This window comes from Roseateles asaccharophilus, assembly GCF_004362405.1.
GTDB lineage: Bacteria > Pseudomonadota > Gammaproteobacteria > Burkholderiales > Burkholderiaceae_C > Kinneretia > Kinneretia asaccharophila.
The window spans coordinates 215,682-233,599 of record NZ_SNXE01000002.1 but is presented as its reverse complement, the minus strand read 5'-3'; the positions used below and the strand labels follow the sequence as shown (position 1 = coordinate 233,599).

The window sequence follows — 17,918 nt, the reverse complement described above, 5'->3', positions numbered from 1 at the left end:
GCGGGTTCTCCTTGTTGAGATATCTGGGAGTTGTGGCGCCTCAGCGCGGCACCACAAAGGTCGACTTTTCGCTCAGCGAGCGTTCGCCCTCCTCGCTGCTGGCGAGGCGTCGGATCTGGAAATGTATGGGATGCGCCCCAGCACCGCTGCGCGCCGCATTCTCGGGCGGCAGACGCAGGGCCACGGACACCCAGCGCGCTTCGGCGGGGCCCAGGGTCACATCCACCGGACGGCTCAGGCTCATGCCCGGCAGCCCGTCGGCCGTCACCTCGTAGCGCTGGGGCATTTCCGTGGCGTTCATCAGCTGGAGCCGGTAGACGTTCTCGATGACACCGTCCTCGATCTGGCGGGCCAGCGAGGCGCGGTCGCGCACCACATCGACCTTGAAGGGGCTGCGCATGGCCAGGCTCACCAGCATGGCGGCCGACAGCAGCAGCAGGATGCCGCCGTAGATCAGCACGCGCGGTCTCAGCACACGCCGCCAGCGCTGCACGCCGCTGAGGTGCTGCTCCAGGCCGTTCTCGGTGTCATAGCGGATCAGGCCACGGGGATAGCTCATCTTGTCCATCACCTCGTCGCAGACGTCGATGCAGGCGGCGCAGCCTATGCACTCGTACTGCAGGCCCTTGCGGATATCGATGCCCGTGGGGCAGACCTGCACGCACAGGGTGCAGTCGATGCAGGAGCCCAGGCCCAGGGTCTTGGGATCGGCCTTCTTGGAGCGCGAGCCGCGCGGCTCACCGCGCTCCGCGTCGTAGCTGATGATCAGGGTGTCGCGGTCAAACATCGCGCTCTGGAAACGCGCGTAGGGACACATGTATTTGCAGACCTGCTCGCGCATATAGCCGGCGTTGCCATAGGTGGCAAAACCGTAGAACAGCACCCAGAACCACTCCCAGGGCCCCAGGCCCAGGGATGCGAGATCGCGGATCAAGACCTTGATGGGCGTGAAGTAGCCGACGAAGGTGATGCCGGTCCACAGACCGATGGCGATCCAGCTGAGTTGCTTGCCGCTCTTGCGCCAGAGCTTGTTGAAGTTCCAGGGGCCGGCGTCGAGCTTCATGCGCGCCATGCGGTCGCCCTCGAACTTCTGCTCCACCCACATGAAGATCTCGGTGTAGACCGTCTGCGGGCAGGCATAGCCGCACCACAAGCGCCCCGCCACCGCGGTGAAGAAGAACAGCGCATAAGCCGAGAGCATCAGCAGCGCTGTCAGGTAGATGAAGTCCTGCGGGTACAGGACCATGCCGAAGATGTAGAAGCGCCGCGCCCCCAGGTCGAAGAGCACGGCTTGGCGGGCATTCCACTCCAGCCAGGGCAGACCGTAGAACAGCAGCTGCGTGGCCCAGACCAGCACCCAGCGCCAGGCCGCAAACCAGCCTCGCACGGAGCGCGGGTAAATCTTCTTCTGGGCTTCGTACAAGGACACCATCTCCCCCGCCCCCTCCGCAGGGACGATGGGAACCACCTTGGCGGACTTGCTGCTGCTACTGCTCATAGGTACCTAGCGGGACTGCCCGCCTTGTCGTGCGGGCAGTCCATGGGAAAACAGGGCCATGCGGCCCTGCGATTACCGGGTCACCGACTTGCCGGCACCGTTGGACAGGCTCCAGACATAGGCACCCAGAACACGGACCTGCTCCGGGCTCAGGCGCTCGGCATGGGCCGGCATCTGGTTGGTCTTGCCGTTGTTGATGATGGAGACCACGGCCTCCTCACCCCAGCCGTGCAGCCAGATCTTGTCGGTCAGATTGGGCGCACCCAGCGCCTGGTTGCCCTTGCCGTCGGCACCGTGGCAGGCGGCGCAGGCCCCGAACTTCGCCTTGCCCAGCTGAGCGGAGACGGAGTTGTGCGGGCTTCCCGAGAGGCTCAGCACATAGTGGGCCAGGTTGCGCACATCATCGGCACTACCGACGGCAGCGCCCATGGGTGGCATCTGACCGATGCGGCCCTTGGCAATGGTCTCGACAATGGTCTCGTGCGCACCGCCATAGAGCCAGTCAGCGTCGGTCAGATTGGGGAAGCCCTTGCTGCCCTTGGCGTCCGAGCCGTGGCAGGTGGCGCAGTTGTTGGCAAACAGGCGCTCGCCAATGCCCATGGCCTGGGTATTGCCAGCCAGTTGCTCCGCCGGCATGCCGGCGAACTTGGCATAGACCTCGTTCAACGCGGCGCGGGCCTTTTCCTGTTCGGCCTGGTACTGGCCGGTGCTGCTCCACTTGAGCGTGCCCTCGGCGCTGCCCAGACCCGGATACAGGGCCAGGTAGGCGCCCGCGAAGACCACGGTGATCACGAACAGACCCATCCACCAGCGCGGCAGGGGGTTGTTCAGCTCACGCAGATCCTCGTCCCAGGTGTGGCCGGTGGTGTTGTCATTGGCCATCACCTTGCGACGCGAGGCGATGACCAGCAGCACCACGCAGAAGACCAGGCCCAGGATCGTGGCGGCCGCCACGAACACGGACCAGCCGTTGGAAATGAAATCACTGCTCATTGTTCGCTCCCGCCTTGCTCCTCACGCAGAGGCAAGGCCGCCAGTTCGTCGTAGGCGCGCTTGTCGCGCCGGCTGCTGTAGACCCAGGCCACGATGCCCAGGAACATCAGCAGCAGCAGCAACGTGACGGCACTCCTCAGATCATTGATGTCCATTGCAAGCTCCTCGCTTACTTGAGCGCCGTGCCCATGACCTGCAGATAGGCGATCACCGCATCCATCTCGGTCTTGCCCTTGACCGCTTCAGCGGCACCAGCCACCTCAGCGTCGCTGTAAGGCACACCCACCTTGCGCAGGGCCTGCATCTTGGGTGCCAGGTCCTCGGGCTTCAGGGCGGCCGTGGCCAGCCAGGGATAGGCGGGCATATTGGACTCGGGCACCAGATCGCGCGGATTGATCAGGTGGATGCGGTGCCATTCGTCGCTGTACTTGCCGCCCACGCGGTGCAGGTCGGGGCCGGTGCGCTTGGAGCCCCACTGGAAGGGGTGGTCGTAGACGAACTCACCGGCCGTCGAGTAGTGGCCATAGCGCAGGGTCTCGGCGCGGAAGGGGCGGATCATCTGCGAGTGGCAGTTGTAGCAGCCCTCGCGGATGTAGACGTCGCGTCCGGCCAGCTGCAGCGGCGTGTAGGGCTTGAGCCCCGGTGCCGGCTGGGTGGTGGAGCGCTGGAAGAACAGCGGCACGATTTCGACCACACCGCCGACCAGCACGGTCAGCAGCACCAGCACGATCATCAGGAAGTTGCTGGTTTCGATCTTCTCGTGGCCGCCCACGGGCTTGTTTGTCGATGCCATTTCTCTTGTCCTCCTCAGGCGTGAGCGGCAGCGACCGCAGGCACGGGCACCGGCTCATAGCGACCCACGCGGGCCGTCATCACCACGTTCCAGGCCATCACACACATGCCACCCAGGTAGAGCAGACCACCGCACAGACGGATCACGTAGAACGGATAGGTCGCCTTGACGCTCTCGACAAAGGTGTAGACCAGGGTGCCATCCGGATTCGTGGCGCGCCACATCAGGCCCTGCATCACACCGGCGATCCACATCGCGGCGATGTAGAGCACGATGCCCAGGGTCGCAATCCAGAAGTGCAGCTCGATGGCGCGCTTGGAATACATCTCAGTGCGGCCATACATGCGCGGGATCAGGTGGTACAGCGCGCCCATCGAGATCAGGCCCACCCAGCCCAGGGCACCGGAGTGCACATGGCCCACGGTCCAGTCCGTGTAGTGGCTCAGGGCGTTGACCGTCTTGATCGACATCATCGGACCCTCGAAGGTCGACATGCCGTAGAAGCTCAGCGAGACGATCAGGAACTTCAGGATGGGATCGTCACGCAGCTTGTGCCAGGCACCGCTCAGGGTCATGATGCCGTTGATCATGCCGCCCCAGCTGGGCGCCAGCAGCACCAGGGAGAAGACCATGCCCACGCTCTGCGCCCAGTCGGGCAGCGCGGTGTAGTGCAGGTGGTGCGGGCCCGCCCACATATACGTGAAGATCAGGGCCCAGAAGTGCACGATGGACAGGCGATAGCTGTACACCGGACGGCCGGCCTGCTTGGGGATGTAGTAGTACATCATGCCCAGGAAGCCCGCGGTCAGGAAGAAGCCCACCGCGTTATGGCCGTACCACCACTGCACCATGGCGTCCTGCACGCCGGCATAGGCCGAGTAGCTCTTGAACAGGCTCACGGGAATCGCGGCGCTGTTGACCAGATGCAGCAGGGCCACGGCGATGATGAAGGCGCCGAAGAACCAGTTGGCCACATAGATGTGACGCACCTTGCGAATGCCCACCGTGCCGAAGAACACCACGGCATAGCTCACCCACACCAGGGTGATCAGGATGTCGATGGGCCATTCCAACTCGGCATATTCCTTGCCGCTGGTGATGCCCAGGGGCAAGGTGATGGCCGCAGCCAGGATGACCAGTTGCCAACCCCAGAAGGTGAGCCAGGCCAGGCCAGGCGCGAACAGCCGGGTCTGGCCGGTGCGCTGAACCACGTGATACGACGTCGCGAACAGGGCACAGCCGCCAAACGCGAAGATCACGGCGTTGGTGTGCAGCGGGCGCAGACGCCCGTAGCTCAGCCAGGAAATGCCCAGATTCAGTTCCGGCCATGTCAGCTGGGCGGCAATGACCACCCCGACCAACATGCCCACAACTCCCCACAAAACGGAGGCCAGCGCAAATGCGCGGACCACTCCATCCTCGTATACGGGCCCTAGACGCCCGCTTGCCCCACTCGTCATCTTGACGCTCCTTTGGTGATGCTCGGGGAAAATTCTCAGGGGCGCCCCACCGGCAGGGCTTGATCGCCGTCAACCGGGGGTGATTCCTCTTCGAATATGCGTTCGCCTTCGCGTTCCAGATCCTCCAACTGACCGCTGTGCAACGCCCAGCCGAACAGGCCCACAATGGCCAGGATCAGGACAACCGACAAAGGCACCAACAGGTACAGGATTTCCATGTGCCAGGTCTTCTCTCAAGCCTTCTGCAGACGCAGTGCGTTCAGCACCACGAACAATGAACTCAGGGCCATGCCCAGCCCCGCCGCCCAGGGAGGCATGAGGCCGACCAGGGCCAGGGGGATGCATGCGGCGTTGTAGGCCGCTGCCCAACCCAGGTTCTGGCGGATCACGCGCCGGGTACGCACAGCCAGCTCGCGCAGATGCGCCAGATCGCCCAGGCGCCCGGACAGCAGCACACCATCGGCCTGGCTGCGCGCCAGCAGTGCCCCCTGCCCCATGGCCAGGCTGGCATCGGCACGCGCCAGCACCGGAGCGTCATTCACACCGTCGCCCAGCATCAGCACCCTGTGACCGGCGGCTTGCAGGCGCGCCACCTCGGCCAGCTTGTCCTCGGGACTGGCCCCACCAATGGCCCGCTGCACGCCGGCGCGCGCGGCCAGGGCATGAACCCGCTGTGGCGCATCACCCGAGAGCAGCAGCGTAGCCAGACCCAGCGCATGCAGTCGCGCCACGGCCTCGGCAGCATCGGCGCGCAGACGCTCGCCAAACACCAGGGTCAGGCGTTGCGGGCCATCGACCGGACCGAAGACCAGCTGGGCCGGCTCCTCGGGCGCCACACCACCCAGCCAGCCCTGAGAGCCCAGACGCCACAGGCGCCCCGCATCATCTCGGGCCTCCAGGCCTCGCCCCGGCAGTTCCTCAACGCCCTGCCAGCCCGGATCAGCGGCGACGCGCTCATCGGCCGGCACGGCCAGCACCAGCGCACGCGCAAACACATGCTGGGAATGCGCAGCAAGCGATGCGGCACGCGCCAGCCAGGCCGACTCGCCACCCGTCTGCTGCAGGCTCATGCCCTCCTCGCTGAGTGTGCCGGTCTTGTCCAGCACCACGGTATCCACCCGGGCCACGTTCTCAAGCAGCTCCAACCTGGCCAGCAGCACACCGCGCCGCGCCAGATGACCGGCGGCGGCCAGCCAGGCCGAGGGCGTGGCCAGCGACAGCGCGCAGGGGCAAGTCACGATCAGCACGGCGACCGCCACCCAGACCGCACGCGCCGGATCGATGTGCCACCACACCAGCGCCGAGCCGGCCGCCAGCAGCAAGACACCCCATAAAAAGGGGCCGGCCACACGCTCGGCGAGCAAGGCCGCAGCGGGCCGGCGATCCAGGGCCTCGCGCATCAGGCGCACGATGGCCTCGTAGCGAGTGTCCGCGCCCACACGCTCCACGCGGACCGTCACGGGCGCCCCCAGGTTCAGGCTGCCTGCAACGACCGCATCACCCAGCTGCTTGGGCACCGGCGCCGATTCCCCGGAGAGCAAGGCCTCATCGGCCGCCGTGCTGCCCTGCGCCACGCGGCCATCGGCCGCGAAGGCCGCGCCCAGCGGAACACGGATCAAGTCTCCGGGACGCAAACGGCTGGGCAGCACCCGCTCACTGCGCCCATCACCGGAGTCGAGAACACGCTCCACCAGATCGGGCAGGCGAGAGACGGCGCTCTCCAGTTCCTGGGCCACACGGTGGCGGGCCCGCAACTCCAGCCAGCGTCCGGCCAGCAGAAAGCTGACGAACATGGTCAGCGAGTCGAAATAGACCTCATGGCCGAAAGGCCCCGCCGGATCGAAGGTCGCGCCACTACTGGCGATGAAGGCCACGGCAATGCCCAGGGCCACCGGCACATCCATGCCCAGGCGCCCCTGTCTCAGCTGGGACCAGGCATTGGTGAAGAAGGGGCCGGCCGAGAACAGCAGCACCGGCAGGGACAGCACCCAGGAGCCCCAGTTCAGCAGGCGGCGCAGGTCATCGCTGAGTTCACCCGGACCCGCCACATAGGAGGGCCAGGCCAGCATCATGACCTGCATCATCATGAAAGCGGCCACGAAGAGGCGCCAGACCGCTCGACGCTGCTCGCGCTCGCGCAGCTCCCGCGCACTGGCGGCCAGATCGGGCTCGGCCCCATAGCCGGCACCGCGCACACGCGCCAGCAACTCGCTCAGCCGAGCGCGCCGAGGGTCCCAGCGCAGTTGCAGGCGCTCTGCCGCCGCATTGACCCGGGCCGAAAGCACCCCGGGCTGCCCTTCAAGGGCACGCTCGATGATGCCGGCACAGGCCGCGCAGTGCAGCCCCGAAAGCCGCAGCCGGGACAGGGCCTCGCCCTCGCCGCGCCATTCGGTGAAGCCACTCTGGGCCTCGGGCTCATCCAGGGCGGGCAAGTCGTCGGGTGAAAGGGAAGCACTGATCATCATGGGCCTGTCGCTCGGCCCATAATCTAGAGATCATCCCCCTTTCGAGACATGATCTATATCAAGACACTGACCTTGGCCCTTCTGGCCTCCCTGTTCGGCGCAAGCACTTGGGCCCAAAGCGCAGCACAGCAACTCCCCGCCATCCAGCTCAGCGCCGGCATGCACCTGATCCAGGCCGAAGTGGCCGAAACCCAGGAGCAGCGTGCCATCGGTCTGATGCACAGGTCCAGCATGCCCACCAACGCCGGCATGCTCTTTGTGTTCGAGCAGGCGGGCGTGCAGTGTTTCTGGATGAAGAACACCCTGCTCCCGCTGTCGATTGCCTTTGTGGCCGATGACGGCAGCATCGTGAACATTGCGGACATGCAGCCCATGTCCGAGGCATCCCATTGCTCAACCAAGCCGGTGCGCTATGCCTTGGAGATGAATCAGGGCTGGTTTGCCAAGCGCGCCATCAAGGCCGGCAGCAAGCTGCGCGGCGGCCCCTGGAAATAGGCTCAGGCAGGTTGCCGGAAACAGCCTTCACCGCGGGAAGGTGTCGCGGTTGGAGCGCCAAAATGCAAAAAGGACCGGGCTTTCGCCAGGTCCTTTTCGATATCCAAGAAAACTTGGTGGGCCCTGTAGGATTCGAACCTACGACCAACGGATTAAGAGTCCGCTGCTCTACCAACTGAGCTAAGAGCCCTGAAATCTGTGCTGCCTTGCGTTGTCTTCCCGATGAGGGGAATTTGGTGGGCCCTGTAGGATTCGAACCTACGACCAACGGATTAAGAGTCCGCTGCTCTACCAACTGAGCTAAGAGCCCCCGAACCTGACAACATCTGCCGGCCTAAACCGACAGCGAAGCATCGAAAACAGTACCAGCAAAACTGGTGGGTTGTGCAGGATTCGAACCTGCGACCAACGGATTAAAAGTCCGCTGCTCTACCGACTGAGCTAACAACCCTTGTTTGTTTTCTTGCCCTTCAGCAGAGCCTCACATTATAGGAGTGAAAAAACCGTCAGCGCAAGGACTTGTGAAGAAATTTTTTCAAAAGTTCTGCGGCGGCGGCCATGCCGAAGCTGGCCGTCACGGTGACGCTGGAACCATAGCCGTGGCAATTGAGGCTGCCGTCCACGCCAGCGCTCTCCCCCGCCTCGCCAAGATCGCAGCCGGCCTCGCTCGGACGCAACACCGGCTCGCGCGAGAACACGCAGGACACGCCCATCTTCTCGCCCGTGCCGCGCGGTGCGGCGTGGAACTTGCGCAGGCGCTGGCGCAGCGAGGCCAGCAGCGGGTCATGCGTGACCCGGCCCAGGTCCTCCACCTCCAGCAGATGCGGTGCGCGCTTGCCGCCGGCCGCGCCCACCGTCACAAAGGGCAGACCGCGCTCGCGCGCCCAGGCGGCCAGAGCCGCCTTGGCGCGCACCTGGTCGCAGGCATCGATCAGGCCGTCAAGGGCAGGCTCGCCCGGGCCCAGCAAGGCCGGCCAGTTCTGCTCGTCCACGAAGTCCTCGATGCTGCGCACCACGCAGCCCGGGTGGATGTCCGCAATGCGCTGGCGCAGGGCTTCGGCCTTGGCCATGCCCACCGTGGCGCCCAGGGCCTGCACCTGGCGGTTGATATTGGACTCGGCCACATGGTCCAGATCGATCAGGGTGAGTGAGGCCACGCCCGAGCGGGCCAGGGCCTCCACGGCCCAGGAGCCCACGCCCCCCAGGCCCACCACCGCGAAGCGCGCGCCGCGCAGACGCGCGTAATCGGCATCGCCATAAAGCCGGCGCAGGCCGCCGAAGCGCCGCTCCAGATCGCCTTCGTTCAGCTCAAGGGTCGCGCTCATCAGACCATGCGCTCCAGGCGCCACACTTGGTAGCGCAGGGCCAGCACCGCGCCGGCCACGATGGCGGCCAGAGCGATGAAACTGCCCAGGCTCAGGGTGGATACGCCCGAGAGGCCCTGGCCCACGGTGCAGCCCATGGCCACCACGCCGCCCACGCCCATCAGCACCGCGCCCACCAGATGGTTGGCCGTGTCTTCCACGCCGCGGAAGGCCTCCCAGCGGAAGCTGCGCGTGGCCAGGGCACAGACGGCCGAGCCCGCGATCACCCCCAGCACTGCCACCACGCCCAGGGTCAGCACCTTGCTCTTGTCGCTGAAGAACATCAGCCAGTCCAGGGTGCCGGCAAAGGGGGCCACAAAGCTCAGGGCCTCCATGCGCTGCGGCGCGCTGCCACCCAGAAAGGTTTCTTCCAGGGTCTCGGGATGCTCGGCCACATGGCCCAGCACACCCGACACCCACCAGATGCCCACGATCACCAGGCCGCTGCCCAGGCCGCCGACCAGCACCTCGCCGCGGCGGCCCTCGGCTCGCGCCAGCACCCAGGCCAGCAAAGCACCGCCCAGCAGCAGGCCCAGCACCAAGGCCGCCTGACGCGGGCTCTGGCCCAGGGCCCCGGCCAGCAGGGAGGGCAGATCCTGGCCGCTTGGCAGCGCGAGGGCCACGGTATCCACCGTGTTGACCCGGGCCACGGCCGTGATGCCGCGCAGGGTGGCGAAGGCGGCCACGCCCATCACCACAAAAACCACCAGGGACTTGAGATTGCCCGCACCGATGCGCACCAGGGTCTTGTTGCCACAGCCCGAGGCCAGCACCATGCCGAAGCCGAACATCAGACCGCCCACGATATAGGACAGCCACAGCAGGCGCGGCGCGGCATAGATGCTTTTGCCCGCCTCCACCCAGCCCAGATAGACCATGGTGTTGAAGCCCAGGATGGCGACGGCAATGGCCAGCACCCACATGCGCATGCGTGCCCAGTCACCCATGTTCACGATGTCGGCAATCGCACCCATGGTGCAGAAATGCGTGCGCTGGGCCAGGGCTCCAAAGACAAAGGCCAGGGCGAAGCCGGACCACAGCACCTGCTGGGTCAGGCTGTTGATATCGATCTCTTGCATGGGGCAGGATTCTAGGCGGCCCCCCCCGCGGCCCAGCGCGCGTGCAGCAAAAAGCCCCGGGCCGCGCGAACGCGGCACCGGGGCCTGGATCTTTTGAGACTGGGAACTCAGCGCAGCGTGCTCAGCCGTTCCTTGGCGGCCTGAGCCGCCTCGGTGCCCGGATAGGCCTTGATCAGGTCTTCCAGGGTGCGGCGGGCGCCCTTCACTTCCTTGAGCTCGATCTGGCAATTGGCCTGGGCCAGCAGGGCCTCGGCCGCGCGCGGATGCGCGGGGTTGCCAGACACAAAGGCCTTGAAGGTGGCGATCGCATCCTTGTAGTCGCGCTTGCCATACAGGGCGTTGCCCAGCCAGAAGCGCACCGAGTCGGCATAGCCGCTGGTCGGGTAGCGCTTCTGGAAGGCTGTGAGTGCCGTGGCAGCCTCGGAGAACTCGCCGCGCCGCACGGCGGCCATGGCCGCGTCGTACTGCGCCTTCTCCTCTGGAGCGGCGTGGAACTCGCGGCCGTCCACCACCACCTTCTGTGGTTCCAGCGGACGCAGGCGTGTTTCCAGCGCCTGAGACTGGTCAGCCTGACGGCGCTGGGTCTCGGAGAGATCACGCGCCAACTGCTCGTTCTGGCCGCGCAGACGCGCCACCTCACCGCGCAGCGCCTCGATCTGGGCGTTGAGATCCAGCACGCTGCGGCGCAGCGGAGTCAGCTGCTCCTGCAACTGCTCCAGCTCCTTGCGGCGCGCCTCCTCGCTTTGCGTCTGGCGCGCGCGCAAGTCCAGGATGGCCTTGCGTGCCTCGTCATCCGAGAACAATGCCTGAGCCGGCTGGCTGGACAGGGTCGCCCCCAAAAGCACCAGGCTGCTCAGAGCGGATCTCAAGCCCATGCTCATCTCACTTGTCCTTCAGCTCGACGCGACGGTTCTTGGCCCAGGCGGCCTCGTCGCTGCCTTGCGCAGCCGGACGCTCCTTGCCGAAGCTCACCGGCTCCACGCGCGCGGCGGGCACACCCAGCAGGCTCAGGGACTTGGCCACGGCCTCGGCACGCTTCTGGCCCAGGGCCAGGTTGTACTCGCTGCCACCGCGCTCGTCGGTGTGGCCTTCCAGGCGCAGGGCGACCTTGTTGTCCACGCTCATGCGCTTGGCATGTGCATCGATCACGTTCTGGAAGTCGGACTTGACCACATAGCTGTCGAAGTCGAAGTACACGACGCGCTTGTCGGACACGGCCTGGGCGGCCTGGGCTGCCAGATCCACCGTCTGGACACGCGACTCGGCCACGGGTGCGCCGCTGCCGGCATTGGCGTTGCTTGCAGGGGCAGTCGGACGGGTCTCGACCGGTGCCGGCTCGTCCAGCTTGGTGGAGCTGCAACCCACCAGGGCGGCAGCGGCCAGGACGGAAAGCGCCAGCTTGTGCATCTTCATCTCAATCACTCCTCAGGAAATGCCCCGAAAGTGCGGGGCGACACGAAACAGACTTGAAACGGGGGGCGAGCGCTCAGCGACCGAAAGGTCCCCAGGTGGGCTCACGCACATCGGCCGTGGTGGACACCAGCTTGGCCTTGATCCGGCCATCCAGGGTGCTGGTCATCAACACATCGCGGCCGCCCACGCGGGTGGCATAGACCAGCAGGCGGCCATTGGGTGCAAAGCTGGGGCTCTCGTCCTCGCTGGTGTCGCTGATCTGCTGTACCGCGCCACTGCCCAGATCCTGCACGCAGACCTTGAACGCGCCGCCCTGGCGGGTCACGAAGGCCAGGGTCTTGCCGTCCGGGCTGATCGCCGGGCTGATGTTGTAGCTGCCGCTGAAGGACACGCGCTCGGCCGCGCCGCCGGCGGCCGGCATGCGATAGACCTGCGGACCGCCGCCGCGATCGCTGACGAAGAAAATCTGCTGCCCGTCGGGCGAGAACACGGCCTCGGTATCAATGGCCGAGCTCTGGGTCAATCGACGCAGGCCAGAGCCGTCGCGGCGGATCAGGAAGAGCTGCGAGCCCCCCTCGCGTGACAGCGTCATGACCAGGCTCTGCCCGTCGGGAGAGAAGGACGGGGCGCTGTTGCTGCCGCGGAAGTCGGCCAGCGCACGCCGCTGTCCGGTCGCGAGGCTCTGCAGCCAGACCACGGCCTTGCGCGTCTCGAAGGACACATAGGCCAGCTCCTTGCCATCGGGCGACCAAGCCGGCGAGATGATGGGATCGGGGCTGCCCAAGGCGATCTGGCCACCCTCGCCATCGGCATCGGTGACGCGCAGGCTGTAGCGCCCGCCCGCCTTGGTCACATAAGCCATGCGGGTGGCAAAGACGCCGCGCTCGCCGGTGAGCTTCTGGTAGATGGTGTCGGCAATGCGGTGCGCGGCCAGACGCACATCATCGGGCGCCACGGCATGGGCCTCGCCGCCCAGGTCCTGGCCCTTGACCACGTCCCAGAGCTTGTAGCGCAGATCCACGCGACCGTCGGCCAGGCGGGTCGCCGAGCCGGCCGCCAACGCATCGGCCTGGCGAGCGCGCCAATCGGTCCAGACGGGCTGACTCGTCTCATTCAGGCCGGCGGCGGCATCGATCACGCGAAACTGGCCGCTACGCTCCAGGTCGGCACGGATGATGGCGGCCACGGGCTGGCCAGCGCTGGCCTCGCTGCGGAACTCGCCGATGGCGATGGGCAGCTGGGTGCCCCCCACGCCCGAAATCTCAACACGGAATTGCGCCAGCGCCGGTGCGGTGCACAGGGCGGCTGCAGCGCCCATCAGGTGACGCCGATTCATCGAGGGAAGGGCTTGCGCGGCGGCAGGGAAAGTCTTGTGATCGGTCATGCGCTCGCTAAACATGGGCATTGCTTGCGTCAATGCCCCCACGGACATTGCGTGGGGCCGTATTTTGCCTGAGCGGCCAAGAGCCCCTAGTTCCGACCCCCCTATCATGGCCGCAAACCGTCACAGGAGGGACCATGAGCGAGAACCTCGACAGCAACGCGCTGTGCCGCTACCCGACGCCGCACAAGCTGGAGGACCTGCCCGAGGATGTGCGCCAACGCATCTTGGACGTGCAGGACAAGGCCGGCTTCGTGCCCAATGTCTTCCTGGCCCTGGCGCGCCGCCCGGCCGAGTTCCGCGCCTTCCTGGCCTATCACGACGCCCTGCTGCTGCGCGATGGCGGGCCGCAGGGCCTGAGCAAGGGCGAGAAGGAAATGATCATCGTGGCCACCAGCGGGGTCAATCGTTGCCTCTACTGCGTGGTGGCGCACGGCGCCATCCTGCGGGTCTACGAGAAAGCGCCCCTGCTGGCCGACCAGATCGCGGTGAACCATCGCAAGGCCGATATCACGCCGCGCCAGAAGGCCATGCTGGACTTCGCGCTCAAGGTCTGCCTGCGCGCCGACGAGGTGGACGAGGCTGACTACGCGACCCTCGCCGCGCACGGCTTCGACGCGGAGGCCGCGTGGGACATCGCCTCCATCACCGCCCTCTTCGGCCTGTCCAACCGCCTGGCCAACGCCATTTCGCTGCGGCCCAATCCCGAGTTCTATCTGATGGGTCGCCAGGCTCGCGCACCGAAGCCGACTACATGAGCACGATGTCGTAGTGCTCGGTCTGGTTGGTCGGCTCGGCGGTCAAGGAAATGGGCTTGCCAATGAAGTCCGACAAGCCCGCCAGATGTTGGCTTTCCTCGTCCAGCAGCATCTCCACCACATTGGCGGCCGCCACCACGCGGAACTCCTTGGGCGAGAACTGTCGCGCCTCTCGCAAGATCTCGCGCATGATGTCGTAGCAGACGGTGCGTGCGGTCTTGATCTGGCCGCGGCCATCGCAGGTCGGGCAGGGCTCGCAGAGCATGCGCGCCAGGGACTCCCGGGTGCGCTTGCGCGTCATCTCCACCAGGCCCAGCTGGGTGAAGCCGCCCACCGTGACCTTGGTGCGGTCCTTGCTGAGCTGCTTGCGGAACTCGCTGAGCACGGCGCTGCGGTGCTCCTCGCGCGTCATATCGATGAAGTCGACGATGATGATGCCGCCCAGATTGCGCAGGCGCAGCTGCCGCGCGATGGCGCCCGCGGCCTCCAGATTGGTCTTGAAGATGGTGTCGTCGAAATTGCGCGCACCCACAAAGCCACCGGTGTTCACATCGATGGTCGTCATGGCCTCGGTCTGGTCCACGATCAGGTAGCCGCCGGACTTGAGCTCGACGCGGCGCGCCAGGGCACGATCAAGCTCGGCATCGATATTGTTCAGATCGAAGATGGGGCGCTCACCCCGGTAGTGCTCCAGCTTGGCCGTGGCCGCGGGCATGTACATCTCGCCAAAGGCATGCAGCACCTCGTACTGCATGCGTGAATCGATGCGAATGGATCCGGTGCGCTCGGTGGTCAGATCGCGCAGCACGCGCTCCACCAGACTCAGATCCTGATGCAGCAGCGTGCCGGGGGGCGAACGGTGCGCGCGTTCCCGAATCTGGCCCCAGGTCTTGCGCAGATAGGCGACATCATTGCCGAGCTCCTCGTCGCTGGCATCCTCGGCATTGGTCCGCAGGATGAACCCGCCCCCGCCGCCCTCTTCCGGCTTGCCCACCAGGGCCTGCATGCGCGCGCGCAGCTGCTCGCGGGTTTCGGGCGAGCCGATCTTCTGGGAGATACCGATATGGTCGTCCTGAGGCAGGAAGACCAGCATGCGTCCGGCAATGCTGATCTGGGTGGACAGGCGTGCGCCCTTGCTGCCGATGGGGTCCTTGATCACCTGCACGGTCAAGGTCTGGCCCTCGAAGACCAGGCGTTCGATGGGCACGGGCGTGCCACTCTCGGCATGATGAGCACGCGGGGTGGCGCCATTCACATGCAGATCCGCCACATGCAGAAAGGCGGCGCGCTCCAGGCCGATGTCGATGAAGGCCGACTGCATGCCCGGCAGCACCCGCGCCACTTTGCCCGAGTAGATATTGCCCACCAGGCCGCGCTCCAGGGTGCGTTCGATGTGCAGCTCCTGCACCGCGCCGTTCTCAACCACGGCCACGCGGGTCTCCTGCGGAGACCAGTTGATCAGTATGTCTTCCATAGCTTGTGTCTCCTCGCCGGTACGGGCGGCTCCGGGTGGAGCCTGGGCCCAACCGACCAAGCACTCTCGTCAGGCGCAGGCCTGGCGGGAGGGCTCGCGCCCCGGGGCTTCAGAGATCAAGACCCGCCTGGCGCAGCAAGCCGGCCGTCTCAAAAAGAGGCAGACCCATGATGCCCGAATACGAACCTTCGATGTGCTCGATCCAGCCCGCGATCTGGCTCTGGATGGCATAAGCGCCGGCCTTGCCCATGGGCTCGCCGCTGTCCACATAGCGACGCAGCGCGGCCTCAGGCATGGCGGCAAATCGCACATGGGACACGCTCAGGGCCAGTGCCTGCTGCCCTTCCCCCCAGGCCAGGGCTACGGCCGTGAGCACCCGGTGCGTATGGCCCGACAGACGTCGCAGCATGAGCAGGGCCTCCTCGGCGTCGGCAGGCTTGCCCAGAATGGAAGTCCCCAGGGCCACCGTGGTGTCGGAGCAGAGTATGGGGCGTGGCACCAGGCCCCGCGCAGCGCGTCGCGCCACGGCCGCCGCCAGCTTGTTGAGCGTGGCGCGGCGCACATAGGGATCGGGCAGTTCGCCCGCCTGCACCGTCTCCAGGGCCTCGGCATCCTCATCCGCGCCGGGCAGCAGCAGCTCATGCGCCACACCGAGCTGATCCAGCAACTGACGACGGCGGGGACTCTGCGAGGCGAGGTAAATCAAGCTCATATCTTCATGCTAACAGGGGCATGCAAGCCCCTATCGCGTGCGGCTCAACGTGCGTAGCGGGCTTCGATGCGCTGCACCGATCCGTCCTTGTGCATGGCGTCCAGAGCCTGCTTCAGGCGCTGCGCCAGCGCCTCCTTGTCGGGCACCGGCGCCTGTCGTGACAGCACCAGAAAGCTGGGGCGGTCCGGCAGCAAGGGGCGGGGCAAGGCGCTGATGCGATCGGCCAGCCCCAGCTCACGTGCGATGTAGCGGGTCACCACGACCTGTCCCGAGATCGCATCCACCCGGCCCGCCAGCAGCATGCGAAGGCTCTGCTCCGCGGTGGCTGTCTCGCTGAGCTTGATCTGGCCCGCAGCCACCTCGGCATCAAAGGCCTCCCCCATGAGAAAGCCCCGCACCTTGCCGATCTGCCGCCCGCGCAGGCTCTCCAGCCCCTCGAAGCTCAGGCTGCTGCCCTGGGCCACGAACAGCGCATAAGTGCTGTTGTGCAGAACCCCCGTGAAAATGGCGAAGCCCTCGCGCTCGGCGCTGCGCAGCACGGCCATGGCGGCATCGACACGCCCATCGCGGAGGGTCTCGATGACGCGCTTGAACGGCATCAGCTGGATATCGAACTCGATGCCCGTGCGCCGCGAGAGCTCCAACAAGATGTCCACATCGATGCCGGCGGGCTGCCCCTCCACCAGATAGGAATAGGGTGGGAAAGCCACGTCGCCCGCGACACTGAGCCGGGTTTGGGCATGTGCCAGCCCGAACAGGGACAGCAGCACCAGCATGCCGGCCGTCCTTGCCCATGAACACCACGCCAGGAGATGTCTCACGATGTCACTCCCGGTGGTAGGGATGGCCGGCCTGCACCGACCAGGCACGGTAGAGGCCTTCGGCCAGCAGCACGCGCACAAAGGCGTGCGGCAGGGTCAGATCGGAAAGGCGCAGCATCTCGTCGGCCGTGGCCTTGAGCGCGGGATCCAGGCCATCGGGGCCGCCGATGAAGATGGCCACGTCGCGACCATCGTCCTTCCAGCGCGTCAGGGTCTTGGCCAGCTGAACCGTGGTGACACGTTCGCCGCGCTCGTCCAGGATCACGCGGCGCGCGCCCTTGGGGCAGGCGGCTTCCAGGCGCTGGGCCTCGGCCGCCATCATCTGCTCCACGGTCTTGCCGGTGGTGCGAGGCTCGGCCTTGACGGCCTTGAGCTCCAGGCGCAGCTCGGGCGGAAAGCGCTTGGCAAAGTCTTCGTAAGCGGTATCCGCCCAGCCAGGCATGCGCTGACCGACCGCGATCAGCAGCAGGCGCATCAGGCCTTCTTGGCGCGGGCCGGCGCGGCCTTCTTGGCGGCCGGCTTGGCTGTAGGCTTGGCCGCCACGCTCTTGCGGGCCACCGGCTTGGCCGCGGGTGCCGCCTTCTTGGCTACGGTCTTCTTGGCGGCCGGCTTGGCAGCGCCCACCTTGAGAGTCTTGACCGGCGCGGCCGTCTTGGCCGGAGCGGCCTTCTTCACACCCGTGGTCTTGCTCACGGTGCCCTTCTTGGCCGGCGCCTTCTTGGCGGCCGGGGCGGCGCTCTTGGCGGCGGCCTTCTTGGCGGGTGCAGCCGCCTTCTTGGCCGCCGGGGCCTTGGCCTTCTTGGCGGCCTTGGGCTCATCGCCCATGGGCTCGGAGGCCTTGACCAGCTTGACCTCGCCGTCACCCAGCTTGAGCTTGACGGGCTTGCCGCCCCAGATCTCTTCCAGGTGGTAGTACTCGCGGATGGCCGGCTGCATCACATGCACCACGGCGGCGCCGCAGTCCACGATGATCCATTCGCCGTTGTCCTCGCCCTCGGTGCGCATCACCTGCATGCCGCGCCCCTTAACCGTCTCGCGCACGCTGGAGGCCAGCGCCTTGGTCTGACGGTTGCTGGTGCCCGAGGCGATGATCACGCGCTCGAACAGCGGCGAGAGGTGCTCGGTGTTGAAGACCTGGATGTTCTGGGCCTTCACGTCTTCCAGGCCATCGACGATGGCGCGCTGCAGTTTACGAATGTCCATTCTTGTGTT

19 protein-coding genes and 3 tRNA genes are annotated in these 17,918 nt (G+C 66.3%); 2 read left to right on the top strand and 20 right to left on the bottom strand.

Annotated features, from left to right (window positions below):
* Positions 1-40 precede the first annotated feature (40 nt).
* The 7 genes from ccoG to DFR39_RS05815 all read right to left on the bottom strand — a co-directional run bounded on the left by ccoG (position 41) and on the right by DFR39_RS05815 (position 7,206).
* The gene (gene ccoG / locus DFR39_RS05845; protein WP_133602607.1) at positions 41-1,498 is read right to left on the bottom strand and encodes a cytochrome c oxidase accessory protein CcoG; all 1,458 of its coding nucleotides are present in this window, start codon (positions 1,496-1,498) and stop codon (positions 41-43) included.
* Between the two features lie 72 nt (positions 1,499-1,570).
* The gene (ccoP, locus tag DFR39_RS05840) at positions 1,571-2,491 is read right to left on the bottom strand and encodes a cytochrome-c oxidase, cbb3-type subunit III (protein WP_133602606.1); all 921 of its coding nucleotides are present in this window, start codon (positions 2,489-2,491) and stop codon (positions 1,571-1,573) included.
* A complete protein-coding gene (locus DFR39_RS05835) occupies positions 2,488-2,646 on the bottom strand; it encodes a cbb3-type cytochrome oxidase subunit 3 (RefSeq protein ID WP_133602605.1) in 159 nt (52 codons plus the stop codon). The genes ccoP and DFR39_RS05835 overlap by 4 nt, the downstream gene beginning before the upstream one ends.
* A gap of 14 nt (positions 2,647-2,660) precedes the next feature.
* Positions 2,661-3,284, bottom strand: coding sequence for a cytochrome-c oxidase, cbb3-type subunit II (ccoO, locus tag DFR39_RS05830; protein ID WP_133602604.1), 624 nt, complete (start codon positions 3,282-3,284; stop codon positions 2,661-2,663).
* 14 nt (positions 3,285-3,298) lie between these two features.
* The gene (ccoN, locus tag DFR39_RS05825; RefSeq protein WP_133602603.1) at positions 3,299-4,744 is read right to left on the bottom strand and encodes a cytochrome-c oxidase, cbb3-type subunit I; all 1,446 of its coding nucleotides are present in this window, start codon (positions 4,742-4,744) and stop codon (positions 3,299-3,301) included.
* 35 nt (positions 4,745-4,779) lie between these two features.
* On the bottom strand, positions 4,780-4,962 hold the full coding sequence (gene ccoS / locus DFR39_RS05820) for a cbb3-type cytochrome oxidase assembly protein CcoS (protein ID WP_133602602.1): 183 nt from the start codon (positions 4,960-4,962) through the stop codon (positions 4,780-4,782).
* Positions 4,963-4,977: 15 nt separating this feature from the next.
* Positions 4,978-7,206, bottom strand: a complete 2,229-nt coding sequence (locus DFR39_RS05815) for a heavy metal translocating P-type ATPase (RefSeq protein ID WP_133602601.1) — start codon at positions 7,204-7,206, stop codon at positions 4,978-4,980.
* A 51-nt stretch (positions 7,207-7,257) separates the two neighbouring features.
* Between DFR39_RS05815 and DFR39_RS05810 the strand changes: the two genes are divergently transcribed.
* Positions 7,258-7,704, top strand: coding sequence for a DUF192 domain-containing protein (locus tag DFR39_RS05810; protein ID WP_133602600.1), 447 nt, complete (start codon positions 7,258-7,260; stop codon positions 7,702-7,704).
* A 114-nt stretch (positions 7,705-7,818) separates the two neighbouring features.
* Here DFR39_RS05810 and DFR39_RS05805 read toward each other — a convergent pair.
* The 8 genes from DFR39_RS05805 to tolB all read right to left on the bottom strand — a co-directional run bounded on the left by DFR39_RS05805 (position 7,819) and on the right by tolB (position 12,896).
* Positions 7,819-7,894, bottom strand: a tRNA-Lys gene (locus DFR39_RS05805).
* A 44-nt stretch (positions 7,895-7,938) separates the two neighbouring features.
* Positions 7,939-8,014: transfer RNA gene (locus tag DFR39_RS05800), tRNA-Lys, on the bottom strand.
* Between the two features lie 65 nt (positions 8,015-8,079).
* Positions 8,080-8,155 (bottom strand) — tRNA-Lys (locus tag DFR39_RS05795).
* 55 nt (positions 8,156-8,210) lie between these two features.
* Positions 8,211-9,029 (bottom strand): tRNA threonylcarbamoyladenosine dehydratase, encoded by an 819-nt coding sequence (locus DFR39_RS05790; protein ID WP_133602599.1) that lies wholly within the window; start codon positions 9,027-9,029, stop codon positions 8,211-8,213.
* A complete protein-coding gene (locus DFR39_RS05785; protein ID WP_133602598.1) occupies positions 9,029-10,147 on the bottom strand; it encodes a YeeE/YedE family protein in 1,119 nt (372 codons plus the stop codon). Before DFR39_RS05785 ends, DFR39_RS05790 begins: the two co-directional genes overlap by 1 nt.
* A gap of 107 nt (positions 10,148-10,254) precedes the next feature.
* On the bottom strand, positions 10,255-11,022 hold the full coding sequence (ybgF, locus tag DFR39_RS05780; RefSeq protein WP_246030709.1) for a tol-pal system protein YbgF: 768 nt from the start codon (positions 11,020-11,022) through the stop codon (positions 10,255-10,257).
* A 7-nt stretch (positions 11,023-11,029) separates the two neighbouring features.
* Positions 11,030-11,560: a peptidoglycan-associated lipoprotein Pal gene (pal, locus tag DFR39_RS05775; RefSeq protein ID WP_246030708.1), complete on the bottom strand. Its 531-nt coding sequence runs from the start codon at positions 11,558-11,560 to the stop codon at positions 11,030-11,032.
* Positions 11,561-11,633: 73 nt separating this feature from the next.
* On the bottom strand, positions 11,634-12,896 hold the full coding sequence (gene tolB, locus DFR39_RS05770; RefSeq protein ID WP_419789837.1) for a Tol-Pal system beta propeller repeat protein TolB: 1,263 nt from the start codon (positions 12,894-12,896) through the stop codon (positions 11,634-11,636).
* Between the two features lie 182 nt (positions 12,897-13,078).
* Here tolB and DFR39_RS05765 point away from each other — a divergent pair, with 182 nt between their 5' ends.
* A complete protein-coding gene (locus tag DFR39_RS05765) occupies positions 13,079-13,699 on the top strand; it encodes a peroxidase-related enzyme (RefSeq protein ID WP_133602596.1) in 621 nt (206 codons plus the stop codon).
* Here the strand turns inward: DFR39_RS05765 and rng are convergent.
* The 5 genes from rng to rsfS form a co-directional block, all read right to left on the bottom strand.
* On the bottom strand, positions 13,692-15,173 hold the full coding sequence (gene rng, locus DFR39_RS05760) for a ribonuclease G (protein ID WP_133602595.1): 1,482 nt from the start codon (positions 15,171-15,173) through the stop codon (positions 13,692-13,694). The two genes, DFR39_RS05765 and rng, sit on opposite strands and share 8 nt — an antisense overlap.
* Positions 15,174-15,282: 109 nt before the next feature.
* Positions 15,283-15,885, bottom strand: coding sequence for a Maf family protein (locus DFR39_RS05755; RefSeq protein WP_133602594.1), 603 nt, complete (start codon positions 15,883-15,885; stop codon positions 15,283-15,285).
* A gap of 44 nt (positions 15,886-15,929) precedes the next feature.
* Positions 15,930-16,661, bottom strand: coding sequence for a substrate-binding periplasmic protein (locus DFR39_RS05750; RefSeq protein WP_211343812.1), 732 nt, complete (start codon positions 16,659-16,661; stop codon positions 15,930-15,932).
* Between the two features lie 49 nt (positions 16,662-16,710).
* Complete coding sequence (gene rlmH / locus DFR39_RS05745) at positions 16,711-17,181, bottom strand: 23S rRNA (pseudouridine(1915)-N(3))-methyltransferase RlmH (protein WP_133602592.1); 471 nt, start codon at positions 17,179-17,181, stop codon at positions 16,711-16,713.
* Positions 17,181-17,909, bottom strand: a complete 729-nt coding sequence (gene rsfS, locus DFR39_RS05740; protein ID WP_133602591.1) for a ribosome silencing factor — start codon at positions 17,907-17,909, stop codon at positions 17,181-17,183. The genes rlmH and rsfS overlap by 1 nt, the downstream gene beginning before the upstream one ends.
* Between the last annotated feature and the right edge of the window lie 9 nt (positions 17,910-17,918).

What these genes read in the sequence shown, in the direction of transcription:
- ccoO (WP_133602604.1), bottom strand. Translation starts at nt 3,284, where the DNA reads ATGGCATCGACAAACAAGCCCGTGGGCGGCCACGAGAAGATCGAAACC.
- ccoG (WP_133602607.1), bottom strand. Translation starts at nt 1,498, where the DNA reads ATGAGCAGTAGCAGCAGCAAGTCCGCCAAGGTGGTTCCCATCGTCCCT.
- tolB (WP_419789837.1), bottom strand. Translation starts at nt 12,896, where the DNA reads ATGAATCGGCGTCACCTGATGGGCGCTGCAGCCGCCCTGTGCACCGCA.
- rlmH (WP_133602592.1), bottom strand. Translation starts at nt 17,181, where the DNA reads ATGCGCCTGCTGCTGATCGCGGTCGGTCAGCGCATGCCTGGCTGGGCG.
- DFR39_RS05815 (WP_133602601.1), bottom strand. Translation starts at nt 7,206, where the DNA reads ATGATCAGTGCTTCCCTTTCACCCGACGACTTGCCCGCCCTGGATGAG.
- pal (WP_246030708.1), bottom strand. Translation starts at nt 11,560, where the DNA reads ATGAAGATGCACAAGCTGGCGCTTTCCGTCCTGGCCGCTGCCGCCCTG.
- DFR39_RS05790 (WP_133602599.1), bottom strand. Translation starts at nt 9,029, where the DNA reads ATGAGCGCGACCCTTGAGCTGAACGAAGGCGATCTGGAGCGGCGCTTC.
- DFR39_RS05785 (WP_133602598.1), bottom strand. Translation starts at nt 10,147, where the DNA reads ATGCAAGAGATCGATATCAACAGCCTGACCCAGCAGGTGCTGTGGTCC.
- ybgF (WP_246030709.1), bottom strand. Translation starts at nt 11,022, where the DNA reads ATGGGCTTGAGATCCGCTCTGAGCAGCCTGGTGCTTTTGGGGGCGACC.
- rsfS (WP_133602591.1), bottom strand. Translation starts at nt 17,909, where the DNA reads ATGGACATTCGTAAACTGCAGCGCGCCATCGTCGATGGCCTGGAAGAC.
- DFR39_RS05755 (WP_133602594.1), bottom strand. Translation starts at nt 15,885, where the DNA reads ATGAGCTTGATTTACCTCGCCTCGCAGAGTCCCCGCCGTCGTCAGTTG.
- ccoS (WP_133602602.1), bottom strand. Translation starts at nt 4,962, where the DNA reads ATGGAAATCCTGTACCTGTTGGTGCCTTTGTCGGTTGTCCTGATCCTG.
- DFR39_RS05765 (WP_133602596.1), top strand. Translation starts at nt 13,079, where the DNA reads ATGAGCGAGAACCTCGACAGCAACGCGCTGTGCCGCTACCCGACGCCG.
- rng (WP_133602595.1), bottom strand. Translation starts at nt 15,173, where the DNA reads ATGGAAGACATACTGATCAACTGGTCTCCGCAGGAGACCCGCGTGGCC.
- DFR39_RS05810 (WP_133602600.1), top strand. Translation starts at nt 7,258, where the DNA reads ATGATCTATATCAAGACACTGACCTTGGCCCTTCTGGCCTCCCTGTTC.
- ccoP (WP_133602606.1), bottom strand. Translation starts at nt 2,491, where the DNA reads ATGAGCAGTGATTTCATTTCCAACGGCTGGTCCGTGTTCGTGGCGGCC.
- DFR39_RS05750 (WP_211343812.1), bottom strand. Translation starts at nt 16,661, where the DNA reads ATGCTGGTGCTGCTGTCCCTGTTCGGGCTGGCACATGCCCAAACCCGG.
- DFR39_RS05835 (WP_133602605.1), bottom strand. Translation starts at nt 2,646, where the DNA reads ATGGACATCAATGATCTGAGGAGTGCCGTCACGTTGCTGCTGCTGCTG.
- ccoN (WP_133602603.1), bottom strand. Translation starts at nt 4,744, where the DNA reads ATGACGAGTGGGGCAAGCGGGCGTCTAGGGCCCGTATACGAGGATGGA.